This window comes from Algoriphagus namhaensis (assembly GCF_042649705.1).
Classification (GTDB): domain Bacteria; phylum Bacteroidota; class Bacteroidia; order Cytophagales; family Cyclobacteriaceae; genus Algoriphagus; species Algoriphagus namhaensis.
On record NZ_JBHRZS010000006.1, the window covers coordinates 460,970 to 476,376 of the forward strand.

Sequence of the window (15,407 nt, forward strand, 5' to 3'; positions counted from 1 at the left end):
CACCCTTTTTTGCCTTTTTTTTATTTTTTTTTTCGCCAAATAGACTTTTACACTCCTGAAAGTGCTAATTTTAGGCTTCATCCTTCAAGTTTTTCATGGATTATTACAATAAAGTAATTGAATCTGTTAAGGTTCGATTTATTAAAGGCACGAATTATCGAGTGGAAAAGCCTCTTTCCATTCAGGACTTCTCAGACAAAGAAAACACCTTAATCCTTCTGCATCAGGGGACAATGAAATTTGGTGAAAACCAAGAATTGGTCAACGAAGGTGAAGTATTGTTTATCCCTGGAGGACATAAAACAAGCCTAACGCTCGGGGGTGGATCCAAAAGAAATCAGATCAAAATGGACAAATTCAGAGATGTCAAAAAGAAACATCTTCAGAGTTTGAGCTTTTTTGATATTCGAAACACTGAGGATGATTGCATCTCCATGATGAACTTTGAATCCAAGGTATTTGATGTAGTCAATTTCTTTAATTCCCTCTCTATTCCTGCATTTACGATTCGGTTCAATGATCGGATTGGTACCATCATCGAGGATTTGATGAAAGAGCAGGAGCAAAATAGCGTGGGTAAAGAGCGTTCGCTAAGCTGCCAATCTGAAGTATTGGTAATTGAAATTCTTCGTCACATTCTGAAAAATCAGCTTTTTGTCGAGGAGCTGTCCACAAACTCAACATACTTCAAGGATCCTAGGCTCATCGATCTTTTCAACTACATCAAAACTGAACTCGGCGGAGATCTTTCCAATAAGGTATTGGCACGTGTGGCTAATGTATCAGAAGATTATGTGGGGCAATATTTCAAAATGCTCACAGGAATCAATCCTCAAGACTACATCGAATACCAACGGATGGAAGCTGCCGTAGATTTACTCCGTACGACCAAAAAATCTATTCGAGACATAGGCAAAGAGGTGGGCTACAAAGACACAGCCTATTTTTGCCGAAGATTTAAAATGATGTATGGCGTGCCCGCCGGCAAAATGCGACGTCGCGAATCCTTAATTAACGTGTGAGGAAAAATTCCTCAACTCCTTATATTTCAAGACCTCAACCAAAAAGTTGGGGTCTTTTTCTATAGCATTACCGATCACTACAAGATCCGCCCCAGCTGCATAGGCAGATTTGAGTTTATCCAAACTGTCAATGCCTCCTCCAACGATGATCGGATTTTTGACTTTTTCTTTTATGGCTCCCACCACTCGTGCAGAAACAGTGGAATCCAGTCCACTCCCAGCATCGAGATACGTAAGCTTCATCCCCATAAATTTTCCCGCAAGGGCAGTATCCACACACTTTTGGATGTCTGAATTGGGTATAGGAAAAGTACCACTGGCATGATGAACGCTACCAATGTGGCCGTCATTCACCAAGATGTATGCGGTGGGAATCACCTCTAAGTCAAAACCATCCACCCTTCGCGCCGCCTGCACCTGCTCTTCCACCAAAAATCTAGGATTTCTCCCTGAGAGCAAACTCAGGAATAAAATAGCTTCCGCATCTTCGGAAAGTTGTGCATTAGAACCAGGGAAAATAATAAGCGGAATGTTTTGAGCTGCCTCTTTGATTAATCTCAAGGAATCTTGAAAAACGTCAGCATCCATCTGACTACCTCCCACCAGAATAAAATCTAGCGCAGATAAGCCATTATTTTTTGTTTTCAGGATGGAAAGAATGGAAGGATCAAACTTATCAGGATCGATTAGCCAGCCTAGCCCTTTTTGTCCCGTGGTACTCCAATCCAGAATTTGATCATAGATCGGCCCCTTGGTCCTCGCCATTTCCTGATGGATTAAGTAGTTCGGGGAGTATTTTTTCTTTTGCGAAAGCCAAACCAAGAATCAGAAGTCGTTGAGAGAGAGTTGGCCAAAAAGAAGATTTTGCAGGCTTGGTAAGTCGCTCTTCAATCTCCTCACTCAGCAGTCCCTCTTTCTCCAAAAGAGCCATAGCCTTTTCGATTTTTTGTTCCTTTTTTCTGCTTTTGCGATGAATAATCGCATAAGTGAGCAAGCCTCCTGCCAAGGCAATCCCGGCAAATTTCAAATAATCCTTCGAATCGTTTTGAAGTAAAGAAAGCTGCTGACTTAGAGTCTGCTCCAGCTCCTCACTTTTCTTTGCTAAATCATCCTTCTTGCTCATCATCAGAATCTTTTCTGTTTCTCAATATAAAGTTCCTTAGCGCCAGTTGAATTTTACTTTGTACCCTCTTGGAATATCTAGTATAAAATAGCCCAAAGAGAATCAACATGTAAAATAAGCTGACTAGGAGAAATCCCATAAATGGCTGACCAGTAACCGAACTCAAATAAAATGCAGTGGAAAGGCTAAGGAAAAGCAAAACCAAAAGAGTAATCGATCCAATCATCACCAACAAAATGAGTCGCGCCAAAACGCCGAGAAACTCATCTTGAATTTCGTATTTGACAAGGTCAATTCTAGTTTCCACTATTCCTTTGACCGTCTGAATGATTTCTCCGACTTTAAGCATAAAGATTTGAATCGTCTATTTTGGACTTTTTTTTATAGTCACAATATACTTTAATCCTATAGAGCAAAAAAATATCCTTTAATCTAGCACTTCTTGACTGGCGTAAAAAATCTCCCTCAATACACGATCCAATGCGATTCGGATCGCCTGATTTATCGGCATTTCAGTGGATAAATACGAATCGAGATCTGCGATTTTGGCATAGTAATCCGTAGCCAAAGGCAATTGTAATTCTCCTGAATTGATTCTCCGAGTGGCAGTTTGAAGCTGTTCTGCTCTTTCTTCTTTGAGCGGCTTGCAAATGATTATTTCCCGCGTTCCGGTTTTAGTTTTTCGAGCAGCTGTCCCAAAAACCCTACAAATCAAACCACGAGTAGAATAAGTACCGCAGAATCCTTTTGCATTATCCCCAGGCTTGGGCACAAAATTCATGCAGTGGTCGAGATCCGGATTTTCCTCCAAGAAGGCAAGCGCCTGTTCGGCCAGACCTTTGTCCACCAAATCATAGGCAAAGGGTAAAAACTCGATCGGGTAGGCCGATATTTTTGGTCGGCTGCAGCAAAAACCACATCCACTAAGGCAACCTAGACCCCCGTTTTCCCGATAATCTTGGGTGTCTTTATCTAGTTGCACAAACAAAGCCTTTACGGCTTCAGCTTTTTCCTTTAGATTCATAGAACAAAAACATTCTCAAATCAACTGTATAGAAAACTCCAACTATTCAACACCAGCGATCAGTAAGCAAAGCTGAGAAGAATTCGGGGATTAAAAAAAACCAAAATGGCAAACACTGAAAAAAAAAATGAAGAGGATAGAATCCGCAGGGCCTTCGCAGAAAAGAACTGGAACGAAATCAAAAGTTCCGACTCCTGGGCCATTTTTAAAATCATGTCCGAATTTGTAGAAGGGTTTGAAAAACTAGCGAAAATAGGCCCCTGTGTGTCGGTTTTTGGCTCAGCTCGAACTCCCCGAAATCACAAATACTATACCATGGCCGAAGAAATATCTGCCAAACTAGTGCGCCACGGATACGGTGTCATTACAGGAGGCGGTCCAGGTATTATGGAAGCCGCCAACAAGGGTGCTCATTCTGAAAATGGTAAATCGGTGGGGCTGAATATTGTCCTTCCCTTCGAGCAATTTGACAATATCTACATTGATCGGGATAAGCTTATGACTTTTGATTATTTCTTCGTGCGCAAGGTCATGTTTATCAAATATGCACAAGGCTTCGTGGTACTTCCAGGAGGTTTTGGCACTTTGGATGAGTTATTTGAATCTCTTACCTTGATCCAAACCAATAAAATCGGTCGGTTTCCGATAGTTTTGGTCGGTAAAGCATATTGGTCAGGCTTAATCGATTGGATCAAGGCCACGCTGCTGGAGGGACACAGCTACATTAATGAGGAAGATTTAGATTTATTTTCTCTGGTGGATGATGCCACAGAAGCCGTTAAGGTAATTGACGATTTCTATTCTCAATATTTACTTTGTCCAAATTTCTAATGAAAAAAAACCACGTCTACATTCTTTATTCCCTGCTCATCCTTTGCTGGATGTTGTTGATTTTTTTATTGATCAAACACAATTCTGCTCAGGATCAACCCACGCTAGCTATGAATTCTTCGGCAGCATCGGCCGGAACTAGCAGCGGACCAGCAGCACTTTTTGCACTACCGGACTCACTTACTTTTGCAGGAGAGCCTGTTCCGCTAGAAATCGCAGACGTGAGTGAAAGGCTAGACAGGGAGATTTATGTGAATGCCTATTGGCAATCGAATATGATCCTGCTGATGAAGCGCTCGAGGAAATTCTTACCAACGATCGAGCGAATTCTTGCTGAGAATGGAATCCCGGATGATTTCAAATATTTGGCAATGGCCGAATCTGCATTAATGAATGTAGCATCCCCGGCAGGAGCTCGTGGATTTTGGCAATTTATGAAAGATACGGGAAGAGAATTTGGACTAGAAATCACCAATGATGTGGATGAACGCTACCACTTAGAAAAATCAACCCTCAGCGCCACAAAGTACCTCAAGCAAGCTCATAAGAAATTTGGTGACTGGACCTCGGTGGCAGCAAGCTACAATATGGGACAGACCGGCTTTTCAAAAAGACAAGAAAGACAGCTTAGCCAAAATTATTACGACTTGTATCTCAACGAGGAAACCAGCCGATACATGTTCCGTATTTTGGCATTTAAGGTGATTTTTGAAAACCCAGCAAAGTACGGGTTCAATTTAAGCGAAGAAGATTTCTATCAGATGCCTCCCTTGCGCAGTATTCAAGTAAATGACGACATCAAAGACCTAGCCTTGTGGGCAAAGCAGCATAACTCAAATTACAAAAACGTCAAACTCTACAATCCTTGGCTCAGGGATGATAACCTCAAAGTGAGATCTGGAAAATCATACACTATCACAATACCCTAGCCTTTTACATGCGGTACAATTAAATTGCTTGTTCATTTATCGGTTGTCAGCAGCTCAAAGGAAGTTTTACCTTGCCCACATGAATCTCACACATGATCAGATGTACAAAGCCCTAGTCGAAAAAGATAGCCGATTTGAAGGGGTTTTTATTACTGGTGTAAAGACCACAGGAATTTTCTGTAAACCCACTTGTACCGCTAGGAAGCCAAAAAAAGAAAACGTAGAATTTTTCTCAAACACCAAAACCGCAATCTTAAAAGGCTATCGCGCTTGTAAAATTTGTAAACCACTGGAGGACACAAAGAAAACTCCAGATTATATCAAATCTCTGCTCGAGGAAGTTCGAGAAAACCCCGCTCAGAAACTCAAAGACTATGATCTTGTCCAGCGAGGAATCGAACCCGCAAAAATCCGTCGTTGGTTTCTAAAAAACCATGGGATCACTTTTCATGCCTATCAGCGAATGCATCGAATCAATACTGCATTTAAAAAGATATCCGAAGGCCAAAAAATCACCGAGGTTGCTTTTGATAGCGGCTTTGATTCCCTAAGTGGGTTCTCCGATTCTTTCAAATCCGTATTTGGAGTATCACCATCGAAGAGTAAATCGGCTGGAATAATCGATCTAAAACGGATCGAAACACCCTTAGGTACCATGATCGCCTGCGGGATTCAAGACGGGATTTGCCTACTGGAATTTTCCGATCGGAAAATGCTCGAGACCGAACTCAAGGACCTCGCAAAAAGGCTAAATTCAACGATCGTCTATGGTGAAAACCCACATTTCCCTCTCCTAGAAGAGGAACTGAAAAAATACTTTGATCGTGAACTTCAGGAGTTTAGTGTGACTCTGATTTCACCAGGAACAGATTTTCAAAATCAGGTATGGAAAGCCCTGAAAGAAATTCCTTTTGGTAAAACGCGATCTTACAAAGAGCAAGCTATGGCACTCGGAGATGAAAAAGCAGTCCGAGCCGTGGCAAGAGCCAATGGTATGAACCGAATAGCCATTTTGATCCCATGTCACCGAGTGATCGGAGCCGATGGCCAATTGACAGGCTATGCGGGTGGACTCTGGAGAAAACAACGTCTTCTGGAATTAGAATCAGGCCAGTTGAGTTTTTAAGGATTTATTCTCGGATTAATGCATGGCAGAGTTAGGGAGTTTTTTTTAACTTCCTGACTAACTGTAACATGAACTCATGCAAAAAACCCCGGCCATTCTTGCACTCTTGATCCTTAGCCTCGCTATTCTGGCAAGCTCTTGTGATTCACCATCGTCTGACAAAAGCCCTATTCCTCCTGTCATTGCACCTTTCGATGGCATAGATACCATTGCGACTAATGATTGGTGGAATCGCGCGCCCAACCCCATCATAGACGTCAAGGTCCCACGGGAGGAGGTCATCGCTTTTGGCATTTATACGCTTAGCGAGGACGTTTTGAAACTGTCCGCACAGCTCTTTCCCCTTTACCCAGATGAAACTAGAAGGGTACGATTGGAAATCAAAAAAGGTGAGGATTGGGAGGAAATTCAAATCCAAGAAGTGAATGATTTGGGTTGGTCTACAGTTTTCCGCGTAAGTAATTGGGATGGCACTCAGGATATTCCATATCGCTTACGACATGGAGAATCGGCCGTTTTTGAAGGATTGATCCGAAAGGATCCCAAGGGACAAAATGAGATCACAATCGCCGCACTTTCCTGCAATAGCAATAAAGATCGAGGAGATCGGGAAAACTACGTCCGGAACATCAATCACCAGAATCCGGACCTTATTTTCTTTGCAGGGGATCAGTCCTATGATCATCAAGAACATACAGCGGCTTGGCTGAAATTTGGAATGCAATTCCGAGAAACTTTCAGAAATCGCCCTGCGGTAACTATCCCAGATGACCACGATATTGGCCAGGGGAATCTCTGGGGAGAAAATGGCAAAAAAGCTCCGATCGTGGATGGAGCAGACGGAGGATATTTTTACCACCCTGAGTATGTGAAAATGGTGGAAAGAGCTCAAACAGCCCATTTACCTGACGCCTTTGATCCCACCCCTATCGAACAAGGCATCGGGGTCTATTATACAAACCTAGTGCTGGGTGGAGTGGACTTTGCAATCCTCGAAGATCGAAAATTCAAGTCAGGCCCTCGTCACAAAGTTCCTGAAAGAGGCCCTCGCCCAGATCACATCACTGATCCTGATTATGATCCAGCCTCCATCGATCTGCCAGAGCTAACTCTTTTGGGAGATCGCCAGTTGACATTTTTGGACACTTGGGGAAAAACCCACCCTGACAAAATGAAAGCCGTACTGTCACAAACAGGATTTTGCGGAGGGGCACATTTGCATGGAAGCCAAGAAAACAGACTTCATGGGGACCTAGACAGCAATGGTTGGCCACAAACCGGAAGAAATAAAGCTCTTGAAAAAATCCGGGAGGCAGGGGCTGTTCACATAGCAGGCGATCAGCATCTAGCCACAGTCATCAAACATGGAATAGATGAATTCGATGATGGGCCTTGGGCTTTTGTAGTCCCAGCGATTGTAAATAACTACTACAGCCGATGGTGGTGGCCTGAAGATGAAAAACCGGGAAAAAATTCCAATGATCTTCTTCCCTGGACAGGTCAATATTACGACGGTTTTAAAAATAAGATCACCATGCACGCTTACGCTAATCCAGACTCAGAATCCAATGGTGCAGGCTATGGGTTAATTCGTTTTCAACTGGATCAAAATACCGTGACCTTCGAATGCTGGCCTCGATATGTGGATGTGACTCAAGCAGAGGCCACTCAGTTTACTGGATGGCCCGTGACTGTAGCTTTGGATTGAAATTTTCAAACTTATTTCGTTTTCTTTTGGCAAAACTTATTGCCAAAGAAGTCGGTTACTCTCTTTGAATTCCAATCGGCCTTCCCTTTTAAATTTTGTAACTTCGCCGATTAATAATGCGCAGAATCCCTATGTCCCAAGCCTCTTCGACTCAGGAAGAATTTATTGAAATTTTTGGTGCTCGAGAGCACAATTTGAAAAATCTCGATCTACGAATCCCAAGAAATAAACTGGTTGTAGTGACCGGACTTAGCGGAAGTGGTAAGAGTTCTTTGGCCTTTGATACAATCTATGCAGAAGGACAAAGGAGGTATATGGAATCTTTCTCGGCCTACGCCCGCTCCTTTCTCGGAGGATTAGAAAGACCTGAAGTGGATAAGATCAACGGACTTTCTCCCGTAATCGCGATTGAACAAAAAACCACCTCAAAAAATCCTCGATCCACAGTGGGCACGGTTACCGAAATCTACGACTTCATGCGACTGCTTTTTGCCAGAGCGGGGGTTGCCTATTCGTACAAGACCGGTAAAAAAATGATCCGGCAAACGGAAGATCAGATTATAGAATTGCTCTTCACGAATTTTGCTGGAAAAAAACTCTATGTTTTGGCACCTGTGGTGAAGGGTAGAAAGGGACATTACCGGGAGCTTTTCGAGCAAGTGCGGAAAATGGGCTTTTCTAAGGTTCGAATAGATGGGGTGGTCATGGATCTGGTTCCAAAAATGCAAGTGGACCGATACAAGATTCACGACATTGAGATAGTGATTGATCGAATTGTAGCTGACGAATCGGATCGATTCCGGATTAGCCAATCGCTCAAATCGGCCCTTCAACATGGCAAAGGTGTAATGATGATCCGTGAAGAATCCGGTGAGATTCATCATTTTTCCAAATACTTGATGGATCCGGAAACTGGACTTTCCTACGACGAGCCAGCTCCTAATTCATTTTCCTTCAACAGTCCATACGGTGCTTGTCCAAAGTGCAATGGTCTCGGCGTGATCGAAGAAATCAGACGCGAAAACATCATACCTAATCCAAAGCTGAGTATCTCACGAGGTGGAATTGCTCCACTCGGAGAATACAGAGACATTTGGATTTTCAAGAAAATCGATGCCATTCTGAAGCATCACAAATGCTCCATTTCAACTCCAATCGAAAAACTTCCCGAGAATGTTATTGATATTTTGCTCAATGGCGACAAAGTAGAAGTGGCCGTGGAGTCCACCAAATACCCAGGAACGAAATGGCATACCACTTTTGAAGGAATTCTAAATTTCCTTCAGAAATATCAAGAAGGTAGCTCAGACAAGATTCGGGATTGGGTTCAGGAATTCACATCCAAAGAAACTTGTCCAGAATGCGAGGGCTACCGATTGAAAAAAGAGTCCCTGTTTATCAAAATAGATGAGACTCACATTGGGCAGTTGGCTCAGATGGATATCCGGACCTTAAATGAATGGTTTGATGGGCTTGAAGATCGCCTAGACGAAAAACAGCAAATCATCGGAGCCGAAGTCTTGAAAGAAATCAGAAAGCGAATCGGCTTTTTGCTTGACATAGGACTCGATTATTTGACGTTGAATCGCCCTTTGAAGACTCTTTCCGGTGGTGAGGCCCAAAGGATACGACTCGCAACTCAGATCGGAACACAGCTGGTGGGAGTGCTATACATTCTGGATGAGCCTTCGATTGGACTTCATCAACGAGACAATGAAAAATTGATTCTTGCTCTCCAAAGACTGCGAGATTTAGGTAACTCAGTTTTGGTTGTCGAGCACGATAAAGACATGATGCTAGCTTCTGATTATGTGCTGGACATGGGACCAGGAGCTGGAAGGCATGGCGGCCATATCGTGGCATCTGGAACTCCAACTGAAATTTTGGAACAAGGAGGAATTACAGCAGACTACCTCAAGGGAAAGCTTGGAATGGTGGTGCCTGAAGTTCGGAGAAAAGGCAAAGGAAAATCCATAAAACTCACAGGTGCCAGCGGTAACAATCTCAAAAATGTGACCCTAGAAATTCCGCTAGGAACCTTGGTTTGTGTGACGGGAGTATCAGGAAGTGGAAAAAGTACACTCATTCATGAGACTTTATATCCAATCCTGAATCAGCAATTTTATCGCTCCAAAAAAGAGCCGATGCCCTACGAGAAAATCACGGGACTGGAAGATCTGGATAAGGTGATAGAAGTAGATCAATCCCCCATCGGACGAACGCCAAGATCAAATCCGGCCACTTACACAGGAGTATTTTCAGATATAAGAACACTCTTTACCGAACTTCCAGAAGCAAAAATCAGAGGGTACAAACCGGGGAGATTTTCCTTTAATGTAAAGGGAGGGAGATGTGAAGACTGTGAAGGAGGAGGAATGAAACTCATCGAGATGGACTTCTTACCCGATGTACATATTCCTTGCGAAACCTGTAAAGGAAAACGCTACAATCGAGAAACCTTGGAAGTACGATTTAAAGGCAAATCGATCTCTGATGTATTGGATATGACTGTAGAACAAGCGGTGGAGTTTTTTGACAAGCAGCCAAAAATCCTACGTAAAATCAAGACGCTCAACGATGTGGGTCTGGGATACATCACCCTTGGACAGCATGCCACCACGCTTTCTGGTGGGGAAGCACAACGTGTTAAACTTGCCACTGAACTTTCCAAAAAGGACACTGGCAAGACCTTTTATATCCTAGACGAGCCAACCACAGGTCTGCACTTCCAGGACATCGAATTACTCATGCTTGTGGTGAAGCGATTGGTCGATAAAGGAAATACGGTTTTGATTATTGAACACAACCTCGACATCATCAAAATGGCAGATCATGTCGTGGACTTAGGCCTTGAAGGTGGAAATAAAGGAGGCAATATCGTGGTGCAAGGTACTCCAGAAAAGGTAGCTGGCTATGCCAAAAGTCACACGGGTAGATTTCTGAAAATGGAGCTTCAGGGCAGCTGAGCAGCCAATCCATGCTGAATTCCACTTATCAAATTATCAGTACGTGATGAGGTCAGTTTTTTATCTTTGTTACGAATGAATAGGGTTAAGCTGTATTGGATTCTGCAAATTTTCGGTTGGGGAGCTTTTGCGTTCATCAACATCTTTTTTGCATACCTCTCGGAAGGAACGGCTCCGGTCCAACCATGGGCCTTTGTGGTCTGGGCAGCATTCTATTTGATTTCCACTCATTTTTTGAGATTTATAGTAAAGTACTATGAGTGGTTTAAGCTTCCTCTTCCCAAACTAGTCGCACTCGCTATTCTCGCTACTTTAGGAATGAGTTTCGTGAATATGGTCGCCCAGATTCTTATCAATGTGGCTTTCAACACGCTCAATCCCGAGGAAGACTTTAAAATTTTGGTTATCCTAGCCAACCTATTTGTCAGTTTTATTTTCTACGCACTTTGGGTACTAGTCTACTTCCTTTTCCAATTTTTGGATAATTACAACACCTCTCTGAAATACGAGGCAAGAATCAATGAAATCCGACTCAATCACCTCAAGAGTCAACTGAACCCACATTTTATTTTCAATGCTCTCAATAGCGTCAGAGCCCTGGTAGACGAAGATCCTGCGAAAGCCAAAACAGCGATCACTCGAATCTCAAACATGCTTCGGTTTTCGCTTATGATGGACAAAAACCAAACGATCAATTTTGAAGATGAACTCAATACGGTTAAGGATTATTTATCTTTAGAATCTATCCGGTTTGAGGAGCGACTCAAGGTAGTCTATCAAATAGAAGATGAAGCTTACACCTATCAAGTCCCTCCAATGATGCTCCAAACCATTGTGGAAAATGGAGTTAAACATGGCATTTCCAATCTTGTAAAGGGTGGAATTATTGAAATCAAGTGTAAAGAAGGACTCAATGAGGAACTTTACATGCAAGTGAAAAACACCGGGCGGCTTTACGAAGCGCCTAATCTGAAAGTAAAAGGGGAACAAGGCCATGGACTCAGTAATACTGTGGAAAGGCTGAAACTTATTTATGGGGAAAATGCTACCTTTCGTATATTCAACTCAGGTACGGAGCATGTTGTAACCGAAATTAAAATCCCGAAACGAATTAACTCATCCAAAAAAAATAATACTTAATGAGAGCTATAGTAATCGACGATGAAAGATTGGCCAGAAAAGAATTGATCACCCTTCTAAATCAACTAGAAGCTGTAGAAATAGTGGGAGAAGCGGTCAACGCTGAAGATGCCAAGGAAAAAATCAAGGAGTTAAATCCAGATGTCATTTTTCTAGATATCCAAATGCCTGAAAAAACAGGTTTTGAGCTTTTGGAAGAACTGGATACGGTACCTCATGTGATCTTCACCACAGCATATGATGAGTATGCACTTAAGGCTTTTCAAGTCAATGCTTTGGACTATCTTCTCAAGCCTATTGAGCCAAAAAGACTCGAAGAAGCCATCAACAAGCTCATTAAGAAAGTTGAGACCAATAAAACAGTAGAGCAGGCGGCTGATACTAGTGGGCAGAAAAAACTCACATTAGAAGATCAAGTCTTTGTAAAAGATGGCGATCGATGCTGGTTTGTTGCTCTGTCAAATGTTCGTCTTTTTGAATCAGACGGCAATTACATCAAAGTTTACTTTGACAATGTCAAGCCCATGATTCACAAGTCTTTGAATGCCTTGGACGAGAGATTAGACGAAAAATCCTTTTTCCGTGCCAGCCGAAAGCACATTATTAATCTGGGCTGGGTGGAAGGAATCGAACCTTGGTTTAATGGCGGTTTAGTGGTCACTCTCAAAGGAGGAGACCGTATCGAAGTGAGCCGTCGTCAAGCCGCGAGGTTCAAAGAAATGATGAGTCTTTGATTTCATATGCAAAAAAAAGCATTTGGTTTATCCTAATAATTGCTTTACTTAGGAATATAATTCTTTAGGCTATGGCTTAATGGAGTTTTTCACCCTAAAAACTATACACTTTTGCAGTAATGAAAGAAGAGCGGATTTTAATCGTCGAAGACGAAATTAGTATTGCAGAAAACATTCAGGAGATCCTTGAGCTCCTTGGTTATGTAAATATTGACATAGCAAACTCAGCAAATCAGTGCATTAAGGTCATTAAGAAGTATCGCCCGGATTTGATATTTATGGATATCAAATTGAAGGGTGATAAAGATGGAATTGAGCTAGGAGAAATCGTGAAGCAAATGGTAGACGCACCGCTGGTTTACGTTACTTCTTATTCAGACCCCACGATCATCGAGCGAGCCAAGCGAATCAATCCAGCAGGCTTTATCGTGAAGCCATTCAATACCAATGATATTCACGCGATTGTGGAGATTGTGCTTTACAACAAGCGTACGAAGCCTAGCACGGAAGCACCAAGCGTCGCTGTAGTCTCAGATTCACCCTTTTTGGTCAATGATGCTGTCTTCATCAAAGCGGATAATGCATTTGAAAAAGTACCCTATGAAGACATCTACTATGTGGAAGCTAACGGCAATATGGTAGGTATTTTTACTCGAAATAGGGAGTATAGCATTAGAAAATCAATGAAGGAAATTGAGGACATCTTGCCTTCCAATCTTTTCTTGAGAGTTCAAAAGTCTTATATCGTGAATCTAGGCCAAATTGAAAGCTTCAATACCAAGGAAATCACGATGAGCCAAGGAGCCGTAGTCCAAGTCGGTCGGCAGTACTACAATAGCTTCCTTGCCAAACTGAATACTATCACGGAAAGTTAAGCAAACAAAAAGGCGGGAAAAATCCCGCCTATTTAGTTATCCAAACAATCAACCAAATTAACCCTTACGAGTAATCTTATGCAGGGAGAATTCTGTTCTCTCTGCAATTTCTTCATAGTGCACGATAGTGCTGATTTGCTCCGATTCAATTGAAATAGTTGGTTTAGTATTTTCAAATCGGGCAGTCGCTTCTTCAGATTTCATTTCCTTCATCTCCATATTTGCCTTCCAAACGATGGTGAAAGCCATCATCAATCCAAGGAAGGCGCAGATGCTTTTTTGTGTTAAGAATATCGTTTTCATTGTAGTGTTGGTTTAGTCCCTTTCGGTATTTCTACTTATGCCAAAAAGAAGCCGTAAATTTCAACTAACTGAAAATCAGTATTTTGATTTAATGTGGAATAGAAAATGTGTTCACTTACGTACAGGTTCACCTCGCTTCTGGACATTTTCAGGCCCAAAGCGGACAAAATCCTAGGTTTCAAATCCTTAGTCGCAAAAAGTATGTGACGCTAAATAATTTGAGACAACAAAAAAGCCACTCCAAATGGAGTGGCTTCGCTTATTTTAACAAATCTTAATCAAAGAAGCTCATTCGCCAGATTAGCAAGTTCAGAACGCTCTCCTTTTTCAAGCTTTATGTGCGCATATAATGGATGGTCTTTGATTCGATCGATCAGGTAGGACATACCATTACTTTGACTGTCTAAGTATGGTGTATCTATCTGAAAGACGTCACCAGTGAATACGATCTTTGTGTTTTCGCCAGCTCGAGAAATAATCGTTTTGATCTCATGTGGAGTCAGGTTTTGTGCCTCATCCACGATAAAGAAAATATTGGAAAGGGATCTTCCTCGGATATAGGCCAAAGGTTGAATCACCAGTTTTTCCTGATTGACAAGATCCGTGATCCGCTGATATTCCTTATCTGTTTCCTTGTATTGATTTTGGATGAACTTCAAATTATCCCAAAGCGGCTCCATGTATGGATTAAGCTTGGACTTGATGTCCCCTGGAAGATATCCAATATCCTTATTGCTCAGGGGTACTATAGGGCGTGCCAAGAAGATCTGCTTATAACTCCGCCTCTGCTCCAATGCACCTGCGAGAGCCAATAAGGTCTTGCCCGTACCTGCTACACCTTGAATGGTCACCAATTTGATATTGGGATCCATGATAGCATGAAGGGCAAAGGTCTGCTCAGCATTTTTAGGCTTGATATTATACGCCAGTCGCTTATCTACTCGCTCGAGAATATTCTGATCCGGATTGTAATAGCTCAATACCGAGTTTTTATTGCTTTTCAGAATGTAATACGCATTGGCCTTTCGTTTTCTGGTACCCAAAATGGCCTTTGCCTCAATAAATCCAGTATCATAGAGCGTATTAATATGCTCGGGATTCACATCGTCCATGTAATACTTCCCGGTATTTTCCAGCTCATTGATATTCTTGATTTTGCCGGTCTCGTAGTCTTCAGCAAGAATGCTGAGGGACTTAGCCTTGAGTCGAAGGTTGATATCCTTAGAGACCAAAATCACTTTCCGATTTTTCTCGTGCTCCTTGAGATAAAGTGCAGCGTTTAGAATCTTGTGGTCATTTTTTTCCTCCCCAAAAATCTCATTCGCATTCATCCGATTATCTGGATTCATCAGCACTCGGAAGTTCCCTTTGGTTTTTCCATTGAGTGGAGTCCAATTGTGAATCATCTGATCCTGGCTCAACCGGTCCAAAAGTCGGATAAACTCTCGGGCTTCAAAGTTTTTGGTATCGTTGCCTTTCTTAAACTGGTCTAGTTCCTCCAAAACGGTGATCGGAATGACCACGTCGTGTTCGGCAAAATTCATAATGGAGTTGTGTGCGTAAAGAATAACTGAAGTATCCAGCACAAAGATTTTCCGATCTTTATCGGACTTGGCTCTTGGCATG

General features: G+C 42.3%; 15 protein-coding genes. 9 read left to right on the top strand and 6 right to left on the bottom strand.

Annotation, left to right across the window (positions count from 1 at the left end; all coding sequences use genetic code 11):
• Window positions 1-95 precede the first annotated feature (95 nt).
• On the top strand, window positions 96-1,022 hold the full coding sequence (locus ACFOSV_RS05800) for a helix-turn-helix domain-containing protein (protein ID WP_377904323.1): 927 nt from the start codon (window positions 96-98) through the stop codon (window positions 1,020-1,022).
• On the opposite strand, the gene ACFOSV_RS05805 is transcribed toward ACFOSV_RS05800, so the two are convergent.
• The 4 genes from ACFOSV_RS05805 to ACFOSV_RS05820 all read right to left on the bottom strand — a co-directional run bounded on the left by ACFOSV_RS05805 (window position 1,008) and on the right by ACFOSV_RS05820 (window position 3,169).
• Window positions 1,008-1,787: a geranylgeranylglyceryl/heptaprenylglyceryl phosphate synthase gene (locus tag ACFOSV_RS05805; RefSeq protein ID WP_377904325.1), complete on the bottom strand. Its 780-nt coding sequence runs from the start codon at window positions 1,785-1,787 to the stop codon at window positions 1,008-1,010. The genes ACFOSV_RS05800 and ACFOSV_RS05805 overlap by 15 nt on opposite strands.
• Window positions 1,759-2,148 (bottom strand): hypothetical protein, encoded by a 390-nt coding sequence (locus ACFOSV_RS05810; protein ID WP_377904327.1) that lies wholly within the window; start codon window positions 2,146-2,148, stop codon window positions 1,759-1,761. The genes ACFOSV_RS05805 and ACFOSV_RS05810 overlap by 29 nt, the downstream gene beginning before the upstream one ends.
• The gene (locus ACFOSV_RS05815; protein WP_377904329.1) at window positions 2,129-2,494 is read right to left on the bottom strand and encodes a phage holin family protein; all 366 of its coding nucleotides are present in this window, start codon (window positions 2,492-2,494) and stop codon (window positions 2,129-2,131) included. Before ACFOSV_RS05815 ends, ACFOSV_RS05810 begins: the two co-directional genes overlap by 20 nt.
• 78 nt (window positions 2,495-2,572) lie before the next feature.
• Entirely contained in the window at window positions 2,573-3,169 is a 597-nt protein-coding gene (locus ACFOSV_RS05820; RefSeq protein WP_377904331.1) for a YkgJ family cysteine cluster protein, read from the bottom strand.
• A gap of 105 nt (window positions 3,170-3,274) precedes the next feature.
• On the opposite strand from ACFOSV_RS05820, the gene ACFOSV_RS05825 reads away from it, so the two are divergent.
• The 8 genes from ACFOSV_RS05825 to ACFOSV_RS05860 all read left to right on the top strand — a co-directional run bounded on the left by ACFOSV_RS05825 (window position 3,275) and on the right by ACFOSV_RS05860 (window position 13,478).
• Complete coding sequence (locus tag ACFOSV_RS05825; protein WP_377904333.1) at window positions 3,275-4,000, top strand: LOG family protein; 726 nt, start codon at window positions 3,275-3,277, stop codon at window positions 3,998-4,000.
• Window positions 4,000-4,929 (top strand): lytic transglycosylase domain-containing protein, encoded by a 930-nt coding sequence (locus ACFOSV_RS05830; protein ID WP_377904335.1) that lies wholly within the window; start codon window positions 4,000-4,002, stop codon window positions 4,927-4,929. Before ACFOSV_RS05825 ends, ACFOSV_RS05830 begins: the two co-directional genes overlap by 1 nt.
• Window positions 4,930-5,008: 79 nt before the next feature.
• The gene (locus tag ACFOSV_RS05835; RefSeq protein ID WP_377904337.1) at window positions 5,009-6,055 is read left to right on the top strand and encodes a bifunctional transcriptional activator/DNA repair enzyme AdaA; all 1,047 of its coding nucleotides are present in this window, start codon (window positions 5,009-5,011) and stop codon (window positions 6,053-6,055) included.
• Window positions 6,056-6,131: 76 nt separating this feature from the next.
• The gene (locus ACFOSV_RS05840) at window positions 6,132-7,763 is read left to right on the top strand and encodes an alkaline phosphatase D family protein (RefSeq protein WP_377904339.1); all 1,632 of its coding nucleotides are present in this window, start codon (window positions 6,132-6,134) and stop codon (window positions 7,761-7,763) included.
• A gap of 116 nt (window positions 7,764-7,879) precedes the next feature.
• Window positions 7,880-10,729, top strand: a complete 2,850-nt coding sequence (gene uvrA / locus ACFOSV_RS05845) for an excinuclease ABC subunit UvrA (RefSeq protein WP_377904341.1) — start codon at window positions 7,880-7,882, stop codon at window positions 10,727-10,729.
• Window positions 10,730-10,804: 75 nt separating this feature from the next.
• Complete coding sequence (locus ACFOSV_RS05850) at window positions 10,805-11,869, top strand: sensor histidine kinase (protein WP_377904343.1); 1,065 nt, start codon at window positions 10,805-10,807, stop codon at window positions 11,867-11,869.
• Window positions 11,869-12,603: a LytR/AlgR family response regulator transcription factor gene (locus ACFOSV_RS05855; RefSeq protein ID WP_377904345.1), complete on the top strand. Its 735-nt coding sequence runs from the start codon at window positions 11,869-11,871 to the stop codon at window positions 12,601-12,603. The genes ACFOSV_RS05850 and ACFOSV_RS05855 overlap by 1 nt, the downstream gene beginning before the upstream one ends.
• A 119-nt stretch (window positions 12,604-12,722) precedes the next feature.
• Window positions 12,723-13,478, top strand: a complete 756-nt coding sequence (locus tag ACFOSV_RS05860) for a LytR/AlgR family response regulator transcription factor (protein WP_377904347.1) — start codon at window positions 12,723-12,725, stop codon at window positions 13,476-13,478.
• A 57-nt stretch (window positions 13,479-13,535) separates the two neighbouring features.
• On the opposite strand, the gene ACFOSV_RS05865 is transcribed toward ACFOSV_RS05860, so the two are convergent.
• Window positions 13,536-13,781 (bottom strand): hypothetical protein, encoded by a 246-nt coding sequence (locus ACFOSV_RS05865; protein ID WP_377904349.1) that lies wholly within the window; start codon window positions 13,779-13,781, stop codon window positions 13,536-13,538.
• Window positions 13,782-14,059: 278 nt separating this feature from the next.
• Complete coding sequence (locus tag ACFOSV_RS05870) at window positions 14,060-15,406, bottom strand: PhoH family protein (RefSeq protein WP_377904351.1); 1,347 nt, start codon at window positions 15,404-15,406, stop codon at window positions 14,060-14,062.
• Window position 15,407: the final 1 nt, after the last annotated feature.